Below are 17,989 nucleotides of genomic sequence, written 5' to 3'. Positions count from 1 at the left end.
AAAGTATGATATCAATGATTAGTGCACATGATCTGAACAGAGTAATCGGGAAAAATGGCGACATGCCATGGCATTTACCTGACGATCTGAAGTATTTTCAGAAAGTCACTTCAGGTCACAGCATTCTGATGGGCCGAAAGACTTTTGAATCCATGAATGGCCCGCTTAAAAATAGAAAGAATATTGTACTTACGAGAGATCAGGATTGGCAGCATGAAGGTGCCATTACTGTAAGTGATCTTGAAGAAGGGCTAAAGCTTCTAAATGAATCCGGAGAAGGATTTGTGATTGGCGGCGGTGAAATATACAAGATGGCACTTGAGAAAGCAGACCGATTGTATATTACATTAATTCATGAAGAATTTGACGGGGACACTCACTTTCCGGCTTATTCAGAAGAGGACTGGAAGCTTAGTTCCCGAGTAAAAGGTGAGAAGAATGACAAGAACCCATATGATTTTGAATATCTGGTCTATGACAGGATATAAAAAAAGAACCTTCAGTTTTTCTGAAGGTTCTTTTTCAGGCATAAAAATATACTGTGAAATACATAAAAGCACTTCCTGCAATCACAAATAAATGCCAGATTGCGTGGTTATACGGCAGCTTTCTCCAGACATAGAAGATCGCGCCAACAGAATAAAATAATCCGCCTGTGAGTAATAAACCAAAGCCTGCTGCTGACAGTTCGTTATATAATGGCACAGCTGCTATGATGATCAGCCAGCCCATTAACACGTAAAATAGTGTAGAAATAATCTGATACCTATCGACAAAGTAACACTTAAAAACGATACCTGCTACTGCAAGTCCCCAAACAAGACCGAAAATCGTCCACCCCAGAGGATCTCTGATTGTTACGAGTACAAAAGGAGTATAAGTACCTGCAATTAATAGATAGATCGCTGAGTGGTCAAGTATTGCAAAGAAACGCTTCAATTTTTCAGTCTTTACACTGTGAAGTAAAGTTGAGCATAAATAAAGTATCAGCATTGTCGAGCCAAAAATCGTAAAGCTGACGACATGCCAGGCTGTTCCCTTTTCAACTGCGGCCAGAATAATCATGACCAGTGCCGGTATGGATAGTAAAAATCCAGCACCGTGTGTAATCGCATTCCAGAATTCTTCTTTCTGATCTTTAAAGTCAAAAGTGTCCAAGCTGAATATCACCTCTGTAATCTGTTTCTGTTATTGTACTGCTATCATATTATTCAGGCAATGACTAAAGAGCCACCTGAAACCTTCAATTAAGATTATTACATTAAAAAAGCGTTTTAAAAGCTGTCATATCAGCTTAATATGACATCTGTCACTTATTTTAAAAAATATACTGAAGTATTAGGAGATTCAGGGGATCATTAGTATAATATAAAATAATAACCTATTGGATGAGGGGTAGTTTAATGATTAAAATTGTGACTGACTCAACTTCAGATTTAACAAATGATGAAATTAAAAAGTATGGAATTACCGTTGTACCATTAACACTTGTTATCGATGGTGAATCCTATCTGGACAGGGTTGAAATTTCTCCATCAGAATTTATGAAAAAAATGGCTTCATCTAAAGATTTGCCTAAAAGTTCCCAGCCTTCTGCTGGAGCATTTAAAGAAGTATATGATGAGCTCGGTAAGGATGGGGCAGAAGTTATATCGATTCATATGACGGGTAAGATGAGCGGAACTGTAAGATCTGCTGAGAGTGCTGCAGAAATAACAGATACTAAAGTGACAGTAATTGATTCCGGTTTTATATCCCGTGCTCTAACTTATCAGGTGCTGGAGGCCGCTCAGGCAGCTGAAAACGGAAAAACTTCCGAAGAGATCGTGAAAATAATCAAAGATGTTAAAGAACGGTCGTCGCTTTATGTAGTTGTAGATACGCTTGAAAATCTCGTTAAGGGTGGCAGAATTGGTAAGGGCAGAGCATTTCTCGGGTCGCTGCTGAATATTAAACCAATTGCTTCTTTAGCAGGTGGTGAATACACGCCGGTTTCCAAAGCCAGAAATTACACGCAGGTTGCAAAATATCTCGTATCACAGTACGAGCAGGAAACCAAAGGCAGGAAAGTAAAAGAAGTAAGCGTAGTGCATGCTGATGGTATGCCGCTGGCTGAGAAAGTAATCAGTAAAATCAGTGAAGATGTTTTTTTAAGTGAAACTACGCCGGTTATTTCTACTCATACGGGTAAAGGTGCAATTGGATTTATGTTTTATTATGAATAATTGTAACTTTTATCATTAAAATTTAATAATCCTTCTTTAAAAACTGTGTCTGCTAGATGGACACAGTTTTTTTACAGATTAAGCAGGCATCGAATTGTTTGAACCTAATTTCCAGGTGTTATAATGTGAATAGAGGAGTTAGGCAGGTGGATATCATATATGTTTAAGACTAAAACAGGACTAATACTATTGATGGTCATGATCTTAATGCTTTCAGCCTGTACGGACGTATCGTCTGAACAGCAGCTGAGAGAGGTTGAGCTTCCGGAAAAAAATTTGCCTGAAGAAGGGTTTTTCCCGGAGCCGCTTAAAATCGTTTCGTTAGGAGACTCTCTGACACAGGGGGTTGGAGATAGTAAAGACCTTGGCGGATATGTTCCGCTACTTGAAGAAAGGCTTGAAGAGAGAAGCGGAATCGGTGAGGTAGAGATTCTGAATTTTGGCAAAAGAGGTAATCGTTCGGATCAATTGTTGAAACGAATTAATGAAGAATCCGACATAAAGAACACTATTGCTTCTTCTGACATCGCAATCATAACAATTGGTGGCAATGATGTAATGAAGGTTGTCAGAAGCACATTTCCATCTTTAACCTTTGAAAGCTTTGAAGGAGCGAGACTGAACTATGCGGAAAATTTGACTGATATTTTATCAGAAATCAGAACGATTAACCCTGATATTTCAGTTGTGCTCATGGGAATTTATAATCCTTTCTTTATGTTTTCAGCAGATGTAAAAGAGATGAAAATGATTGTTGATACATGGAATGCCAGCGGTGAAAGTATCATAAGCGATTATGATAACACTTCATATGTCGATATCGCAGACCTGTTCAGACATCCTGATCAGAATTTACTGCATACTGACTATTTCCATCCAAATGATGAAGGTTATTCTTTAATTGCTGAAAGAATTGAATCAGGTGTGGCAGAAGTATTAGATGTCGGCAGTCAGGGAGATGAATAAAATGAAGAATTTATGGAAAGTTATGTTTTTTACATTGTTATCGGTCATTTTAATTTGTACAGCGATCATTGGTTATTTATTATTGCGTCCTGTTGATGGTGAACAGGCAAATGCATCACCCGGATCACCTCCTGATTCCAGAGCGGAATTTGAAGTGATCACTAATCGGGAGGATCTGACGATTGTAACAAACAGATTTATTGAGGAAGAACTCGGGGGTTCTATCGACTACTCAGTGCTGTTTGACGATCGGGTAAAGCTGAATGGGGAAATACCAATCTTCAGCACTAATATCGATTTTCAAATGTCATTTGAGGCCAATGCACTTGAAAACGGAAATTTATTACTCACACAGGAAAGCTTATCGCTTGGTGCAATTGATCTGCCTGTATCTAGCGTATTGAAATTTATAGATGATTCATATGAGTTTCCGGAATGGGTTGTCATGGAACCTCAAAATCAGCAGATTGTTGTGCAGGTTACTGAAATTGATGTTGCACAGGGGCTTGGAGTTAAGACCAATCAATTTAATCTGGAAGAGGACGAAATTTCATTTTCAATTTACGTCCCACAATAATAGGAGTGAAGTAAATTGTCTAATTATGAAAAAGCAACTTTCGCAGGTGGGTGCTTTTGGTGTATGGTAAAACCATTTGATCAGGAGCCGGGGATTAAGTCAGTTATTTCTGGTTACACAGGAGGACATACGGAAAATCCGACATATCAAGAAGTATGCAGTGAGACAACAGGACACCGTGAAGCAGTTCAGATTGTGTTTGATCCTGAATTGTTCACATATGAAAAACTGCTTGAACTCTTCTGGATACAAATCGATCCAACCGATCCGGGCGGACAGTTTTTTGACCGTGGAGAATCATACAAAACAGGGATTTATGTTCATAATCAAAAACAGAGAACGCTTGCTGAAGCATCGAAAAAAGCACTTGATGAAAGTGGTAAGTTCAGCCAGCCAATTGTAACTGACATTATCGATGCATCTGTATTTTACCCTGCTGAAGAAGGCCATCAAAATTATTATCAAAAGAACCCTACACATTATCAGGCATATTATACAGGGTCCGGTAGAAAAAGAATGGTTGAACAAAACACAGAAAGGCTGAGACGATGAAAAAGAATGTAACTGAATTGAATAAGATGCAGTATGAAGTCACTCAAAAAAACGGTACTGAACCACCATTTAAAAATGAATACTGGGATGAGTTTGGCGATGGTATTTACGTGGATATCATTTCAGGAAAACCATTATTCAGCTCGAAAGATAAATATGACGCTGGGTGCGGATGGCCAAGCTTTACAAAACCGATTGATCAGGAAGAAATTATTGAAAAAAAGGATACAAGCCATTTCATGATTAGAACTGAAGTGAGATCTAATGAGGCAGATTCCCACTTAGGTCATGTGTTCGATGATGGACCGGGACCTGATGGCTTAAGATACTGTATTAACTCAGCTGCGATGCGTTTCGTACTGAAAGAAGAATTGGAAAAAGAGGGGTACGGGGAATATAAAAAGCTATTCAGTGAATAATACTTGTGAATAGATGAACAATCTGATAAACTGCATTGTGCGAAAGTTTAAAGGGATGGATTTAAGTCTATATATACAAGAGGAGCGTGATTAGATGTTAAAAAAATTATTTGGTAAAAAAGAAGAAGCACCAAAAAATGTTGAAATTAAATCTCCATTAACGGGTAATCTGTTAACGCTTGAAGAAGTGCCGGATCCGGTATTCTCACAAAAAATGATGGGGGACGGTGTTGCAATTGAACCGACTGAAGGAAAAGTAGTATCTCCTATTGACGGTGAGGTTGTTCAGGTATTTCCAACTAAACACGCGATCGGGCTAAAAGCAAAAAACGGGGCTGAAGTTCTGATCCATATTGGACTTGAAACAGTATCAATGGAAGGAAACGGTTTTGAAGCACACGTTTCCGAAGGTTCTAAAGTCAGCGTTGGAGATCCACTTGTAACTTTCGACCTTGAACTTGTGAGAACTGAAGCTAAAAGCATCATTACACCTATTATTATTACAAATGGTGATGATCTTGCCGGTATTGAAAAGAAATCGGGATCATCTGTCCAGGCAGGACAAGATACAGTTATGGATGTATCATCTAAATAATGACGGCTGTTCCCTGAAACTTGGGGAACAGTTTTTTTTATGCTAAATTGAATAAGGTAATAAAAGCGATGACAGGATCCTGATCGATTTTTAATTTACAGGGGGGAGCACATTGAAGACGTTTTATCATTTCGTATTAAAGTATAGAGAACCAGTGCCGCGAGACAATAAAGAAAAATTGGCCAATAAAATATATGAAGATGGTGATTTTCCCAGGAGGTCTAAAAATTACAATGAAATCAGCCAGTATATTGAAACGACTGAACGGTATTTTTCGCTGGCAGTTGTTTTTGACGAGCTCTGGGAAGAGTATGAAACCGTTATCAACTAGCAAGAAACTTAGTAGCAACTCCGAATCTATATATCAGTTGAAATTTTAAAAGAAAAGAGCTACAATAAGGCTTCATAAAGGTAAGGGAGGAAATATGATGAGTATTCATATTGGTGCAAAAAAAGGTGATATCGCTGAAACGGTTCTTCTACCAGGAGATCCATTGCGTGCAAAATATATCGCAGAAACATTCTTAGAGGATGTAACGTGCTATAACGAAGTTAGAAATATGTTCGGTTACACTGGTACATATAAAGGCCAGAGAATTTCAGTACAGGGTACTGGAATGGGTGTACCATCAATTTCAATTTATGCGAATGAATTAATTGAAGAGTATGGTGTTAAAAATCTGATCCGTGTTGGAACTTGTGGAGCGATTCAAAAGGATGTTAAAGTACGTGACGTGATCCTGGCGATGACTGCTTCTACTGATAACAACATGAACCAGAGAACTTTTAAAGGTGTTGATTATGCACCTGCAGCTGACTTTGGTCTTCTGAAGAATGCATACGATGCTGGTCTTGAAAAAGGCCTTAATCTTCAGGTAGGCAACGTATTTACAGCTGACATTTTCTATGATGATAATGCTGAACATGAAAAGTGGGCTCAATACGGTATTCTGGCTGTTGAGATGGAGACATCTGCACTTTATACATTAGCTGCTAAACATGGCAGAAGAGCACTTTCAGTTTTAACTGTAAGTGACCATATCCTTACTGGCGAAGCAACTTCTTCTGAAGAGCGTCAGGTTACCTTCAACGACATGATTGTTGTTGCACTTGATGCTGCAATCGCAGAATAACATTTTACCGGCTGCAATTTTGCAGCCGGTTTTATTTTTGATTACAGCTGCTTATCACTGCTGAATTTCGACATATTGATGAATGATCAGATTTTGCTTTTCCTATATACCTAAAGCTGTTAAGATAAAATAGATTGTCATATGCGTAAGAGTAGAAAGTGGTGAAAAAATGGATAACGAGCATCAAGACGTAACAAAGGAAGAGGCCAAAGAAACTTTATCAAACTACGTCAATATTAAAAAATTTCATTTCGTGATGCTTTTATTCTTTACTGTATTAGCAACTGCCGGAATTTCAATTTTTGCTTTATCGTTCGGCGATGAAAAGGCGGTTACAGTAGGGGTTCAGGAGCGGACCGAATTTAACAAACTTTACGAAGCGTACGATACGATCCAGGAAAATTACTTTCTTGAATACGAAGAAGAAGACCTGATCAATGGTGCAATTAACGGAATGGTGGATTCGCTTGGTGATCCATATTCTGATTACATGAATCAGGAAGAAACTGCACAGTTTAATGAAAATATAACTTCCAGCTTCCAGGGAATTGGAGCTGAGATTCAGTCAATGAATGATTTGATTACAGTCGTTTCTCCTATTAAAGGCTCACCGGCTGAAAGAGCAGGAATTTTGCCAAATGATCAGATTCTAGCTGTAGACGGTGAAAATATCCAGGGGATGAGCGCCTCTGAAGCAGTCATGCTGATCAGAGGAGAAAAAGGAACTGATGTTACATTAACGATTCAGCGCCCTGGTGCTCAGGATACGCTTGAAGTTACAATTACCAGAGACGATATTCCTTTAGAAACTGTCTATTATGATATCAACGATCAGAATGTAGCCACAGTGCAACTTACCAGTTTTTCTGAGACAACTTTTGACGAGTTGACTGAAGCGCTTCAGGATCTTGAATCACAAGGGATGGAAGCACTTGTGCTCGATCTGAGACAAAATCCTGGTGGCCTGTTGCCTCAGGCAATCTCAATCTCAAATCTGTTTGTACCAGCCGGTGAAACGATTGTTCAAATTGAGGAAAGCAATGGGGATAAACAAGTAATCGCTGCCCAGGAAGGTGATAAAGTCGAGGTTCCAACTGCTGTTATTATCGATGAAGGAAGCGCGAGTGCATCTGAAATCGTTGCAGCTGCGGTTAACGAGACTGCAGAAATTCCTTTATTCGGAAAAAACACTTTCGGTAAAGGAACTGTTCAGACAGCTGAGGACTTCAGTGATTCATCTAATATGAAAATTACAACTGCCAGATGGCTGACACCTAATGATAATTGGGTTCATGAAGAAGGTGTCGCACCTACAACTGAGGTGGATATGCCTGAATATGCAACTTTACCTTACTTGAATATTGATTCAGATCTCGAAGAATCAATGCTGTCAGAAGATGTGAGAATTGCTGAACAAATGTTGAATGCACTTGGTTTAAATCCAGGAAACATCGATGGTTTATTTGATGAAGATACTGTGACTGCAGTTGAATCCTATCAGGAAGAAAATGACCTTGAAATCACAGGTATCATTGACCCTGAAACGGCTTCATCAATTATGCTCAGTCTGAGAGAACAGCTTGAAGAAGATGATCCTCAGGTAAATCGTGCAATTGATTATTTAATTGAGGAAGCAAATATCGAAGCTGAAGAAGCTTCTTAAGTAACATGTCTAAACCCGGCCAATTTCAAGGCCGGGTTTTTTGAAAGGATGATACGATGAATAACAAAAAACAAGTATATCTATTATCAGGATTTCTTGGAAGCGGAAAGACAACATTATTAAAAAATCTGATCCTTTTTGAAAAGAAGCAGGGGCGAATGCCTGCAGTATTAATGAACGAAGCAGGAATAGTTTCAATTGATTCTGAAGAAGTAGATCAGGATATTCCGTTAGCTGAATTACTCGATGGATGTATATGCTGTACGATTCAGGATAAACTCGAAAGTCAGCTTCAACAGCTGTTAATTGACGGAGGGTTTGATACGTTAATTATCGAGACAACAGGCGTAGCGCATCCTGTAGAAGTAGTGGATTCTGTCTTATCACCACTTTTTGCAGAACAATTCAATTTTAAAGGGATCGTCACTACTGTGGATGCACTTCAGTGGGAAAAGAGAGATGAACTGTCAGTACAGGCGCTTCAGCTCATGAGGGAACAAATTAAATTTGCGAGTATTGTCCTCCTTAATAAAACCGACCTTGTTTCTGAAGGTAAAATCCCTGTTATTTTAAATGAGATCCAATCACTGACATCTTCAAAGATCTATCTGACTGAACAAGCAAAAATTAATTTTAAAAATCTTGAGGACATCAGTCTGAAAGATTATGATGGGTCATCAAAGGTGCGACTAGATAATGAACTTCAACTAAATGTGATCGTCCATACATTTAATCATGAGATTGAAAGAGGGGCATTTGACACCTGGCTAAGAGAACAATCATCTTCTATCTACCGGATGAAAGGGTTTATTCCATTCCAGGATGAAAAGTATCCTGCATTGTTTCAATATTCTTATGGGATGCCTTTATTTTTTGAGCATGATATGAAAATGACACCTAATCTTGTTATTATTGGTGAGAATTTAGATGAAGAACAAGTGAAGAATGATCTTATGGAGCTTGAGAAATGACTGATCATCATTTGATCTTAAAACTGTATTCTTCATTATGGAATAACAGATCATATGACTCATTTGAACAGATGGAACAGTCTATTTTAAGTGAACTGGCTGATGAGAATACACATCCGAGGCTGAGAAGATCACCAGAAACAAAACTGCAAATCACTTTACAGATGATTAGACAGTCAAAGCTGGATTTCAAACAGCAAAAGATTATGATTGATTATGTAAACTTCCTATACAAACAAAACTTTAATAAATGAAAAATAGTTGTCATAAACGTTAAAAATGACAGGAAAGTAAAAGTTGTCAATCGTTAGTTATTTGTAATGTTTACCGCGGTAAGAAGATTGCTAGTATAAATGGTAATGTATACTATACAGACAAGATTTTAGAAACCCTATATATATTCACAAAGAAAGTACGAAAATAATAAACGTAAAATTATATTTTAGAAGAATGTTCCTATCATTGGATCTCTCCAAATTCTCCCTTCATTATTACATTAAAATGAGTGTTAATATGAGTTTGTCGAAAGACAAAACATATTTGGAGGGATTTACATGTTAGGAAAAGTAATTGCATCTTCAGCATTAGCGATCGCATTGTTAGCGCCATCAGGTACAGCAAGTGCGCATTGGGATAGAGATTTCTATCAAAATTACATTCAACATATTCTTGAGAAGTATGATATAAAGGTACATTATGAGACTTCTGAAAAAATCACGTGGAAAGAAGCAGCTCCGGTTAATGCAGAGAAAGCGTCTGAAACAGAAACTGCAGCCCCGGTGGAGCAAGAGCCTGCTGCCGAACAACCAGCAGCCCCTGCACCTGAAACTAATACTCAAGCTGAGAAGCCGCTAGAAGAGGCTGAGGCGCCTGAAGAACAAGCTGAAGCCCCGGCAGAACCAGCAGAAGAAACTCCTGAACCGCAAATTGAAACTGAAGACCAAACACCACAGAATGAAACTTCAACTGATGAACTCGGAAGCTTTGAAGCTCAGGTCATAGAATTAACTAATCAGGAAAGAAGCAAATATGGGTTACCTGCATTACAGGCTGATTCTGAGCTCTCAGCAGTAGCTGAAGAAAAGTCTGCGGATATGGCAAGAAATCAATATTTTTCTCATACAAGTCCGACATACGGATCACCATTTGACATGATGAAATCTTATGGTGTTGATTACCGTTCAGCAGGTGAGAATATTGCAATGGGACAACAGACGCCGGAGCAGGTTGTAAATGCCTGGATGAATAGTGAAGGGCACCGCCAGAATATCCTGAGCACTTCATACACGCATATTGGTGTTGGGTATGTGGAAAACGGAAATTACTGGACTCAAATGTTTATTGGTAAATAATAAGTGACCTTTAATAAACAAAAAACTCTCTATTTTAGAGGGTTTTTTGTTTATTTTCTTTTTTCACAGCCATACTATTGCTAAGGATGTGTCTATATGAAAAAAGAGCAAAAAGGATTTAAGGTGCTAAATTACATTAAACAGTGCAAAACATTTGATGAGTTGATTGAACAGATGGAATTTAATTCAGGTAACACTGATGATTTGACAACGATAATTTTAGACTACCTGGATAAAAAAACCATAGTACTTTATTATGAATCTCTTGTAGACACCAATAAGCAAAGTAATTTACTTGAATGGATCAGTGAAATGTTCTGGCAAACTGAAGAATTTCCAGACACAATCGATGTTAAAAATCAGCCATCAGATATTTCTTTTAGTGACATGGTTGAACTACTGATTAATGGTGATACAGTAATGGTCACTAATCATTCAGGTATGTGGACAATCACAAGCATTAAGTCTTTAAAAGTTTTTCAAAGGTCTATACAGGAACCTAAAAATGAGCAAATTGTCAGAGGTTCCCACACTGGTTTTAATGAAACGCTGATAGTGAACTTAAATTTAATTAGAAGTCGATTAAAGAGTTCTCATCTGATTATTAAATATTTTTCATTGGGTTCCCACTCTCATAGAAAAACGGCTTTAATCTATGTGAATGATCTTGCAGATCCTATGCTGGTTGAAGAATATATAATGAGAATCAATGCAGTAGATGTTGACCTCGCGTTCAGCGTCGGGCTTATCGAAGAGTTTATTGAAGACAGTAACTACTCACCCTTTCCGCAATTTTTAAATACTGAGAAACCTGAACGTGTTGTAGCTAATTTAATGGAAGGCAGAATTGCGTTTATGATGGATGGATCTCCAACGGCATTAATTGGTCCTGTAAATTTTTTTACGTTTTATCAATCTCCGGATGACTACAATGGAAGATTTTTAGTAGGAACCTTTTATCGATTAATAAGGATTGCCAGTTTTTTGATTGCATTACTGCTTCCCGCGATCTATATAGCGACTATCAGTTACCATTTTGAAATTATTCCTGAAGATCTCACTTTACCAGCTAAAAGAGCAGTTGAAAATATTCCGTATCCACCTCTTTTTGAAGCATTGATACTTGAGCTTACGATCGAGCTGATTCGGGAAGCGGGTGTCAGGCTTCCGAATCCGATCGGCCAGACAATTGGTATTGTGGGAGGACTTGTGATTGGAGATGCTGTAGTAAATGCAGGCTTTATTTCTAACTTGATGGTAATCGTAGTTGCTCTTACTGCTATTTCATCTTTTGTGGTTCCTTCTGTAGAAATGAATACAACAGTCAGAATTTTAAGATTTCCTTTTATGATCCTTGCTTCATTATTCGGTTTTTTAGGTGTAGCTGCCGGACTGGTTATTTTAACAGTGCATTTAATAAAGCTTGAATCACTTACGTCGCCTTATCTATCTCCAATTGCGCCGTTTCATATGTCGGGAATAAAAGACACCTTGATTAGACTTCCTGCACCTAAATTGAATACACGTTCTGCGGATGCTAAGCCTTTAAATCGAAAAAGATTTGGGAAAAACCGGTGGTGGAAATATGCAAAAAGATAAATTAACCGGATGGCAATTATGCTTTTTTACATTACAGACTCAAATGGGAATCTCTGCTTTATCCATGCCCACCACAATTGCATCTAAGGCAGGACAGGATGCCTGGATTTCAATGATTTTGGGTGGTGTGATTGTACAATTGATCATTATGATCTATATCTGGCTTTCTGTAAGATCCGGATCTTATTCATATTTTGAATTTTTAGCACTCGTTTTCGGAAGATTCTTTGGAAAGTTACTGCTTTTATTAACAGTTTTATATGTTGTATTCATTTTGACTGTAGTGACTGCTTCCTACCAGCAATTAATTTCAGATTGGCTAAATATATATACACCAACTTGGGTCATTATATTAATGCTTCTTATTCCATCTCTGTATTTAGCTATAGAAAAAATTGCACTGATTGCAAGATTTTCTATGTTGATTACATTTGTAATACCTGTACTTTTTATTGTTGTGCTGTTTGTCTATGCAGCTCCTCAGTTTTTTTATTTATTGCCGGTTGGTTCTTCAGGGGTGAACGCAATCATCCAGGGAGTTGTACCAGCAATTGCAGCTTTATCAGGATTTGAAATGCTCGTATTTATATCTCATTATTTAAAGGAAGATAAATTAAGAGGTTTAAAAAAAGGAATGCTTGGCACTGGGTTAGTCACCTTGTTTTATATATTTCTCATTGTTTCTGTCCAGGTGTTTTTTTATATCGATGAAATTAAAATTGTACCGTATCCTGTTTTATATATAATGAAGGCTTTAAGTTTTATGGTGATAGACAGAATAGATATTGTATTTTTAACATTTTGGATTGTTATTTCAACAGCTGTTTGTATTAATTATTTATTTGTTGCAGGTATAGGGATTCAGACGCTATTCCATCTCAGTACACATAAATACTCAGTTATGGCGATTACATTTATCGTTTTTATTATATCGTTTTCTTTAGATACAAAATCCGAAATAAGAATGCTTCAAGACCAGGTATTTTTCATGCTGTTTATTTTTGCAGTCATTATTCCGGTTCTGACTCTTCTGATCAGTTTATTGAGAAGAAAGGTGGGAGATTATTGAATAAATATATTCTGCTGATAGTATGTATTTTGCTTCTTTCAGGATGCTGGGATCAGAATTTACTTAAAGATGTCCAGCTTGTGTATACTGTCGGCTATGATGTTTTAGAAGATGGATCGGAACAGACTACCTCAGTTGCACCACCTGTAGATGAAGTAACTGAGCATGTAAACATTATAACCACTAATCAGGCTACAGTGAGGGATAGCAGGTATCATTTAGATACAATAGTTGCAGAGCATATAGACTTTTCAAAATTACAGGTTGTGATTATCGGTAGCGAGTTAGCAAAGGATGCAATTTATCCATATATAGATGTGGTTTACCGTGATCCAAAACATCACCTGAATGCCAGGATCGCCATGACAAATACGTCTGCTAACGAGTTGCTAAATAAGCCCGTAGACTCTCAAAAAAACAAATCAGAATACTATGCCGGTCTTCTTGAAAGTTCAGAAATCATTAACGTTATACCGAAAATGACTTTGCAGCAAGCCTGCACAATTCTTCTTGACCCGGGTATCGATTTGTTTTTACCAATGGTGATGTATCAGGAAGAATTACAAAGAACAGAAGCAATGGGGACTTCACTTTTCAGTAAAGATAAGTATACAGGTGTATTTCTCGATCATGATCAGAGTACGATATTCAATATACTTAGAAATAAAACAAACAGAATTGTTCGCATGACAAAAGAATATACAGAGGGCAAGGACCCTGAAGTTTCGAACTTTATGACATTGGAATTTAGAGACACTAAAACAAAGCTTGAATTTACTAAAGAGCCATTCGGTTTATCAGTTGAGATAAAATTGACAGGGGCTGTAACTGAATATGGTCCAGATCATTTGATTGGAATAGAAAAGTTATCTTCAATTGAAAAATGGTGGGAGCAGACTCTTAAAGAAGATACTGAAGACTTTTTTAAAATAATTCAGGAAAATCAGTCAGATATATTAGGAATCGGCAGAATGACTGCTGCTTTAATGCCTGAAGAGTGGGATGAAAAGGAGTGGCATAATAAATTTGCCAAAATACCGGTTCAGGTTGATGTGGAAATGACTTTGTCAAGTACAGGTATTATTGATTAAACGTGTTAATATTTGCTTTCATTAAACGTTTATCCATACAATGATAGTAAGAATCTTGTATGGAGTTGAAGTCAATGGATAAAACAGTGTTAATAACGGGCGGTTCCAAAGGAATTGGAAAGTTTACAGCAGGCTATCTTGCCTCTCTTGGTTACCGGCTTATCATTAATTACAGGTCAAATGATGAACATGCAATTCATTTGGCATCTGAGCTCAGTCGGCTGAGTAAGAAGCCATGCATTGCGCTTAAAGCCGATATTGCATCGAAGGAAGGCAGTTTGTCTTTAGTAAAACAAATTAAAGATCACAAAATTGATAAAATAGATATTCTGGTTCATAATGCAGGTCCATATATTGCCGAAAGAAAAAAAATGACGGATTATTCTTATGAAGAATGGGATCAGATGATCAATGGTAATTTAAATGCGGTATTTTATTTATCAAAAAATATTATTCCTATGATGCGTGACCAGGCGTGGGGCAGATTGATTATGTTTGGTTATGACCGAGTTGACAGTGCCCCGGGATGGCTCTATCGTTCAGCTTTTGCTTCTGCAAAAAGCGGACTGGCTTCCTTGACCAAAACAATTGCGATGGAAGAAGCTGAAAACGGAATTACTGCAAATATGATTTGTCCAGGTGATATTGAAGGAGATTGGAAAGAACTTGGTATTGATGATGCAACAGGTTCTGATGATCATGAAAACCCTGTAGGTAGACCGGGTAGCGGTGAAGATATTGCCAGAGTGCTTTCATTTTTAGTTCATGAAGATTCCGGATTTATCACAGGTGCCATTATTCCAGTTACTGGTGGAAAAGATGTTTTAGGTAAAATTTACAGAAAATAAAAGCTCCCGGTTAAATTCCGGGAGCTGCATTCATTTTATGACGCTGTATAATAATCATGCGTATCGTCAATGTGATCGCGCCTGCTGTAAGTCCAGCGATCAGACCAATCCAGTAACCAAAATAAGCCCAGTCGGTATAGTTAGCAAGGAGATATCCAACCGGTAATCCGATCACCCAGTATGAGATCATGGTCATAATCAGTGTGATATTTACATCCTTGTAACCTCTTAATACCCCTTGTACCGGGGCCTGTATGGCATCTGATAACTGGAATAGTACTGCAAATATCAGGAATTGTGCCGCAAGACTAATGACTTCCTGATCAGTCACATAGATACCTGCAACTGCATCTCTGAATAAAAATGTCAGTATGCCACCTGTAGCAGCAATTAAAACCGCAATGGATACACCCATATAACTGTAAGTTCTGGCATCTTTCATTCTGCCTGCACCTGCTTCAAATCCAACGACAATTGTAAGTGCCATTGATATACTGAGAGGGATCATATATAAAAATGAAGAGAAATTAATGGCTGCCTGGTGAGCAGCAATTACTTCAGTGGTATATACACTCATAAATAATGTAACAGCAGAGAATATACTCGTCTCAAAGAAGATAGAGAAACCGATTGGAATTCCGATTAACAAAATCTCTTTCCATTTAGTGAAATCTGCTTTTGCTTTAATACGAAAAACATTATACTCACTGAAAGGACGATTACGATGTACAATGGCGATCGAAATGAGACAGATCAGCCAGTATGTAATCGCAGAAGCAACTCCTGCACCAACCCCACCCAGTGCAGGTAAACCTAGCTTTCCAAATATCAGAATATAGTTAAATACAACATTCAGCGGTAATGACATTAACGTTACATACATCGTTACTCTGGTAAATCCCAGTGCATCAATAAAGGAGCGCAAAACATTATAGACAAAAAGCGGGATGATACCTGCAGCAAGTGCGGCAAGATATAGACCTGCAACTCTCCTTACTTCGCTATCAATGTTCATCGCAGACAGAATCGGATTTACAACAATAAAACCTGCGATCAGTATAATAACAGCCATAATCACAGCCAGATAAATACCCTGAATCACTGTGTTTTTTACATACATTTCTTTTTTACCGCCGATGAGCTGTGCAACAATCGGTGTTACTGCAAGTAAAATACCGGATAGACCTGTAAAGACCGGCATCCATAGCGATGAACCGATTGCGACACCTGCAAGGTCTGCGGTTGAATACTGTCCGGACATAATTGTATCAAAGAAATTCATTGCAAATAAGCCGAGTTGAGTAACTAAAATCGGTATTAAAATAATTGAAAACTGTTTCAGCTTTTGTTTCAGAGTAAATGTTTGCTCCATTAAAATCCGGCTCGCTTTCTGTTACACATGAAGTGACTAGTTTTTAAACCTCAGAGCATTATAACATAACAAACTATTATATAGGTCTGGAAGGTGATTGGATGAATGTCGTGTGGAAAGTTTTTTTAGTATGGTATGGAATTGGCGTCATTTTGGTGGCATTTGATTTGCTGCCTCCATTCTTAGAATGGGCCAATGCAGTATTTTTATATTTATCAGGAATTCTTGCAATTTACTACGGGATGAAAGTGCTTGGAAATATAAGAGGGTTAGCAATTAGTATACTAATTATGGCCTTTACGATGTGGGCTGAGTCATTAGGTGTTGAATATGGGATCATCTTTGGCGCTTATCACTATGAACAGGATTTTGGGATACAGGTATTTGGTGTTCCCCTGACAATCGGATTTGCCTGGGTAATGGTCATTTTCACTTCACTTAGTTTAATGACCCGATTTTTGAATAAACCTAAAAGCATTCTCAAAGGTTTGGGTTTTGCGTTTATTACTTCACTTCTGGCGGTGTGTATGGATCTTATTATCGACCCGGTTGCTTATCAGGCTAAACAGTATTGGGTATGGGATGATACCGGACCTTACTATGACATTCCTACACAAAACTTCATCGCGTGGTTTTATGTATCATTTATTATTCAGTTTATTGTGTACTTCATGGCAGTTGCGCCAACTGAAAAGACGTGGACTAAGCGGATTAATTGGCTCTATATCTTAATGATTATTATGTTTGTCATTACAGCATTCGCTTATCAGTTGTATTTTGCAATCCTGGTTACAGGATCTGGTCTTTTAATCACTTATCTGATTTACCTGCTATTAAAGAGGAGGATTAAATGAATACAAAATCATCAAGAACAGAATTTGTCCTCGGTAAATACTTGACCTGGCAATTAAAAAAGCATTTTTATAAAGTATATGTAAAAAGTGAACATGAACCATCAGATAGAGCAAAATTATATATTATGAACCATTCGAGCTGGTGGGATGGTTTAATTGTTTTTTATTTAAACAGATATTTACTAAAGGAAGATGCTTATGCCATGATGAGTAAAGATGGGATTGAGAAATTCTCATTTTTCTCTAAGATCGGGGCATTCCCTGTAGATCCGGCTTCACCGAAATCTCTGATCAAAAGTCTCAAATTTGCTGATGAGAAATTAAAAGAGAAGAAATCAATCTGGATTTTTCCTCAGGGAAAAGAAGAGCATCTCGAAAAACGCCCGTTATCGTTTATGAACGGTCCTGCATATCTGGCAGAAAAAAATAAAGATGTCGATATTATTCCTGTTACTGCTTATTATACTTTCCGTCATGACCAGCGTCCTGAACTTTTTATCTCGATCGGAAAGTCCATCACAATTGAAGAAATGAATAATATGCATAGAAATGATATGAGTGATTTTTTTCTGCAGTCACTTGAGAAGTCTCTCAATCAGGTGAAAGCAGATATTATAAATGAGGATCTACATCGCTATAAGGGATTCGTTAATGGTTTTAAGACATCCAGTGAATGGCTTGAAGTATTAAAGAGAAAGTAAAG

21 protein-coding genes are annotated in these 17,989 nt (G+C 37.7%); 19 read left to right on the top strand and 2 right to left on the bottom strand.

The annotated features are described in order from the left end of the window. Window positions 1–5: 5 nt before the first annotated feature. Window positions 6–488 carry a dihydrofolate reductase gene (locus DH10bf12_RS13130; protein WP_471735719.1) on the top strand — a complete coding sequence of 161 codons (483 nt, stop codon included), beginning with the start codon at window positions 6–8 and terminating at the stop codon, window positions 486–488. Between the two features lie 34 nt (window positions 489–522). On the opposite strand, the gene trhA is transcribed toward DH10bf12_RS13130, so the two are convergent. Further along, window positions 523–1,158, bottom strand: a complete 636-nt coding sequence (gene trhA, locus DH10bf12_RS13125; protein WP_471735718.1) for a PAQR family membrane homeostasis protein TrhA — start codon at window positions 1,156–1,158, stop codon at window positions 523–525. 245 nt (window positions 1,159–1,403) lie between these two features. Here trhA and DH10bf12_RS13120 point away from each other — a divergent pair, with 245 nt between their 5' ends. The 16 genes from DH10bf12_RS13120 to DH10bf12_RS13045 all read left to right on the top strand — a co-directional run bounded on the left by DH10bf12_RS13120 (window position 1,404) and on the right by DH10bf12_RS13045 (window position 15,060). Continuing rightward, window positions 1,404–2,225: a DegV family protein gene (locus DH10bf12_RS13120; protein ID WP_471735717.1), complete on the top strand. Its 822-nt coding sequence runs from the start codon at window positions 1,404–1,406 to the stop codon at window positions 2,223–2,225. A 159-nt stretch (window positions 2,226–2,384) separates the two neighbouring features. Next, complete coding sequence (locus DH10bf12_RS13115; RefSeq protein ID WP_471735716.1) at window positions 2,385–3,191, top strand: SGNH/GDSL hydrolase family protein; 807 nt, start codon at window positions 2,385–2,387, stop codon at window positions 3,189–3,191. Window position 3,192: 1 nt separating this feature from the next. Beyond that, a complete protein-coding gene (locus DH10bf12_RS13110) occupies window positions 3,193–3,768 on the top strand; it encodes a YpmS family protein (protein WP_471735715.1) in 576 nt (191 codons plus the stop codon). Between the two features lie 63 nt (window positions 3,769–3,831). Next, window positions 3,832–4,320: a peptide-methionine (S)-S-oxide reductase MsrA gene (gene msrA, locus DH10bf12_RS13105; RefSeq protein WP_471738237.1), complete on the top strand. Its 489-nt coding sequence runs from the start codon at window positions 3,832–3,834 to the stop codon at window positions 4,318–4,320. Beyond that, window positions 4,317–4,739 (top strand): peptide-methionine (R)-S-oxide reductase MsrB, encoded by a 423-nt coding sequence (msrB, locus tag DH10bf12_RS13100; protein WP_471735714.1) that lies wholly within the window; start codon window positions 4,317–4,319, stop codon window positions 4,737–4,739. Before msrA ends, msrB begins: the two co-directional genes overlap by 4 nt. A gap of 94 nt (window positions 4,740–4,833) precedes the next feature. Continuing rightward, a complete protein-coding gene (locus DH10bf12_RS13095; RefSeq protein WP_471735713.1) occupies window positions 4,834–5,334 on the top strand; it encodes a PTS sugar transporter subunit IIA in 501 nt (166 codons plus the stop codon). Between the two features lie 112 nt (window positions 5,335–5,446). Beyond that, the gene (locus DH10bf12_RS13090) at window positions 5,447–5,665 is read left to right on the top strand and encodes a YozE family protein (RefSeq protein ID WP_471735712.1); all 219 of its coding nucleotides are present in this window, start codon (window positions 5,447–5,449) and stop codon (window positions 5,663–5,665) included. 97 nt (window positions 5,666–5,762) lie between these two features. After that, window positions 5,763–6,467: a purine-nucleoside phosphorylase gene (deoD, locus tag DH10bf12_RS13085; RefSeq protein WP_471735711.1), complete on the top strand. Its 705-nt coding sequence runs from the start codon at window positions 5,763–5,765 to the stop codon at window positions 6,465–6,467. Window positions 6,468–6,636: 169 nt separating this feature from the next. Continuing rightward, window positions 6,637–8,130, top strand: a complete 1,494-nt coding sequence (locus DH10bf12_RS13080) for a S41 family peptidase (protein ID WP_471735710.1) — start codon at window positions 6,637–6,639, stop codon at window positions 8,128–8,130. Window positions 8,131–8,186: 56 nt separating this feature from the next. Next, window positions 8,187–9,101 (top strand): CobW family GTP-binding protein, encoded by a 915-nt coding sequence (locus DH10bf12_RS13075; protein ID WP_471735709.1) that lies wholly within the window; start codon window positions 8,187–8,189, stop codon window positions 9,099–9,101. After that, entirely contained in the window at window positions 9,098–9,355 is a 258-nt protein-coding gene (locus DH10bf12_RS13070; RefSeq protein ID WP_471735708.1) for a hypothetical protein, read from the top strand. Before DH10bf12_RS13075 ends, DH10bf12_RS13070 begins: the two co-directional genes overlap by 4 nt. Window positions 9,356–9,655: 300 nt before the next feature. Then, window positions 9,656–10,453, top strand: coding sequence for a CAP domain-containing protein (locus DH10bf12_RS13065; protein WP_471735707.1), 798 nt, complete (start codon window positions 9,656–9,658; stop codon window positions 10,451–10,453). Between the two features lie 96 nt (window positions 10,454–10,549). After that, entirely contained in the window at window positions 10,550–12,052 is a 1,503-nt protein-coding gene (locus DH10bf12_RS13060) for a spore germination protein (RefSeq protein ID WP_471735706.1), read from the top strand. After that, on the top strand, window positions 12,039–13,121 hold the full coding sequence (locus DH10bf12_RS13055; protein ID WP_471735705.1) for a GerAB/ArcD/ProY family transporter: 1,083 nt from the start codon (window positions 12,039–12,041) through the stop codon (window positions 13,119–13,121). The genes DH10bf12_RS13060 and DH10bf12_RS13055 overlap by 14 nt, the downstream gene beginning before the upstream one ends. Further along, on the top strand, window positions 13,118–14,212 hold the full coding sequence (locus tag DH10bf12_RS13050) for a Ger(x)C family spore germination protein (protein WP_471735704.1): 1,095 nt from the start codon (window positions 13,118–13,120) through the stop codon (window positions 14,210–14,212). Before DH10bf12_RS13055 ends, DH10bf12_RS13050 begins: the two co-directional genes overlap by 4 nt. 74 nt (window positions 14,213–14,286) lie before the next feature. Continuing rightward, window positions 14,287–15,060 (top strand): SDR family oxidoreductase, encoded by a 774-nt coding sequence (locus DH10bf12_RS13045; RefSeq protein WP_471735703.1) that lies wholly within the window; start codon window positions 14,287–14,289, stop codon window positions 15,058–15,060. A gap of 10 nt (window positions 15,061–15,070) precedes the next feature. Here the strand turns inward: DH10bf12_RS13045 and DH10bf12_RS13040 are convergent, their stop codons facing one another. Continuing rightward, the gene (locus tag DH10bf12_RS13040) at window positions 15,071–16,432 is read right to left on the bottom strand and encodes an MATE family efflux transporter (protein ID WP_471735702.1); all 1,362 of its coding nucleotides are present in this window, start codon (window positions 16,430–16,432) and stop codon (window positions 15,071–15,073) included. Window positions 16,433–16,533: 101 nt separating this feature from the next. Between DH10bf12_RS13040 and DH10bf12_RS13035 the strand changes: the two genes are divergently transcribed. After that, a complete protein-coding gene (locus tag DH10bf12_RS13035; protein ID WP_471735701.1) occupies window positions 16,534–17,286 on the top strand; it encodes a carotenoid biosynthesis protein in 753 nt (250 codons plus the stop codon). Continuing rightward, the gene (locus DH10bf12_RS13030; RefSeq protein WP_471735700.1) at window positions 17,283–17,987 is read left to right on the top strand and encodes a lysophospholipid acyltransferase family protein; all 705 of its coding nucleotides are present in this window, start codon (window positions 17,283–17,285) and stop codon (window positions 17,985–17,987) included. The genes DH10bf12_RS13035 and DH10bf12_RS13030 overlap by 4 nt, the downstream gene beginning before the upstream one ends. Window positions 17,988–17,989: the final 2 nt, after the last annotated feature.

The organism is Jeotgalibacillus sp. 10bf12, from assembly GCF_055597105.1.
Note: the sequence above shows the minus strand (reverse complement) of the source record. Positions and strands in the feature narration are given on the sequence as shown.

Coding starts and splice junctions, on each gene's coding strand:
- DH10bf12_RS13130 (WP_471735719.1), top strand. CDS start 6: ATGATATCAATGATTAGTGCACATGATCTGAACAGAGTAATCGGGAAA.
- DH10bf12_RS13120 (WP_471735717.1), top strand. CDS start 1,404: ATGATTAAAATTGTGACTGACTCAACTTCAGATTTAACAAATGATGAA.
- DH10bf12_RS13115 (WP_471735716.1), top strand. CDS start 2,385: ATGTTTAAGACTAAAACAGGACTAATACTATTGATGGTCATGATCTTA.
- DH10bf12_RS13110 (WP_471735715.1), top strand. CDS start 3,193: ATGAAGAATTTATGGAAAGTTATGTTTTTTACATTGTTATCGGTCATT.
- msrA (WP_471738237.1), top strand. CDS start 3,832: ATGGTAAAACCATTTGATCAGGAGCCGGGGATTAAGTCAGTTATTTCT.
- msrB (WP_471735714.1), top strand. CDS start 4,317: ATGAAAAAGAATGTAACTGAATTGAATAAGATGCAGTATGAAGTCACT.
- DH10bf12_RS13095 (WP_471735713.1), top strand. CDS start 4,834: ATGTTAAAAAAATTATTTGGTAAAAAAGAAGAAGCACCAAAAAATGTT.
- deoD (WP_471735711.1), top strand. CDS start 5,763: ATGAGTATTCATATTGGTGCAAAAAAAGGTGATATCGCTGAAACGGTT.
- DH10bf12_RS13080 (WP_471735710.1), top strand. CDS start 6,637: ATGGATAACGAGCATCAAGACGTAACAAAGGAAGAGGCCAAAGAAACT.
- DH10bf12_RS13075 (WP_471735709.1), top strand. CDS start 8,187: ATGAATAACAAAAAACAAGTATATCTATTATCAGGATTTCTTGGAAGC.
- DH10bf12_RS13070 (WP_471735708.1), top strand. CDS start 9,098: ATGACTGATCATCATTTGATCTTAAAACTGTATTCTTCATTATGGAAT.
- DH10bf12_RS13065 (WP_471735707.1), top strand. CDS start 9,656: ATGTTAGGAAAAGTAATTGCATCTTCAGCATTAGCGATCGCATTGTTA.
- DH10bf12_RS13060 (WP_471735706.1), top strand. CDS start 10,550: ATGAAAAAAGAGCAAAAAGGATTTAAGGTGCTAAATTACATTAAACAG.
- DH10bf12_RS13055 (WP_471735705.1), top strand. CDS start 12,039: ATGCAAAAAGATAAATTAACCGGATGGCAATTATGCTTTTTTACATTA.
- DH10bf12_RS13045 (WP_471735703.1), top strand. CDS start 14,287: ATGGATAAAACAGTGTTAATAACGGGCGGTTCCAAAGGAATTGGAAAG.
- DH10bf12_RS13040 (WP_471735702.1), bottom strand. CDS start 16,432: ATGGAGCAAACATTTACTCTGAAACAAAAGCTGAAACAGTTTTCAATT.
- DH10bf12_RS13035 (WP_471735701.1), top strand. CDS start 16,534: ATGAATGTCGTGTGGAAAGTTTTTTTAGTATGGTATGGAATTGGCGTC.
- DH10bf12_RS13030 (WP_471735700.1), top strand. CDS start 17,283: ATGAATACAAAATCATCAAGAACAGAATTTGTCCTCGGTAAATACTTG.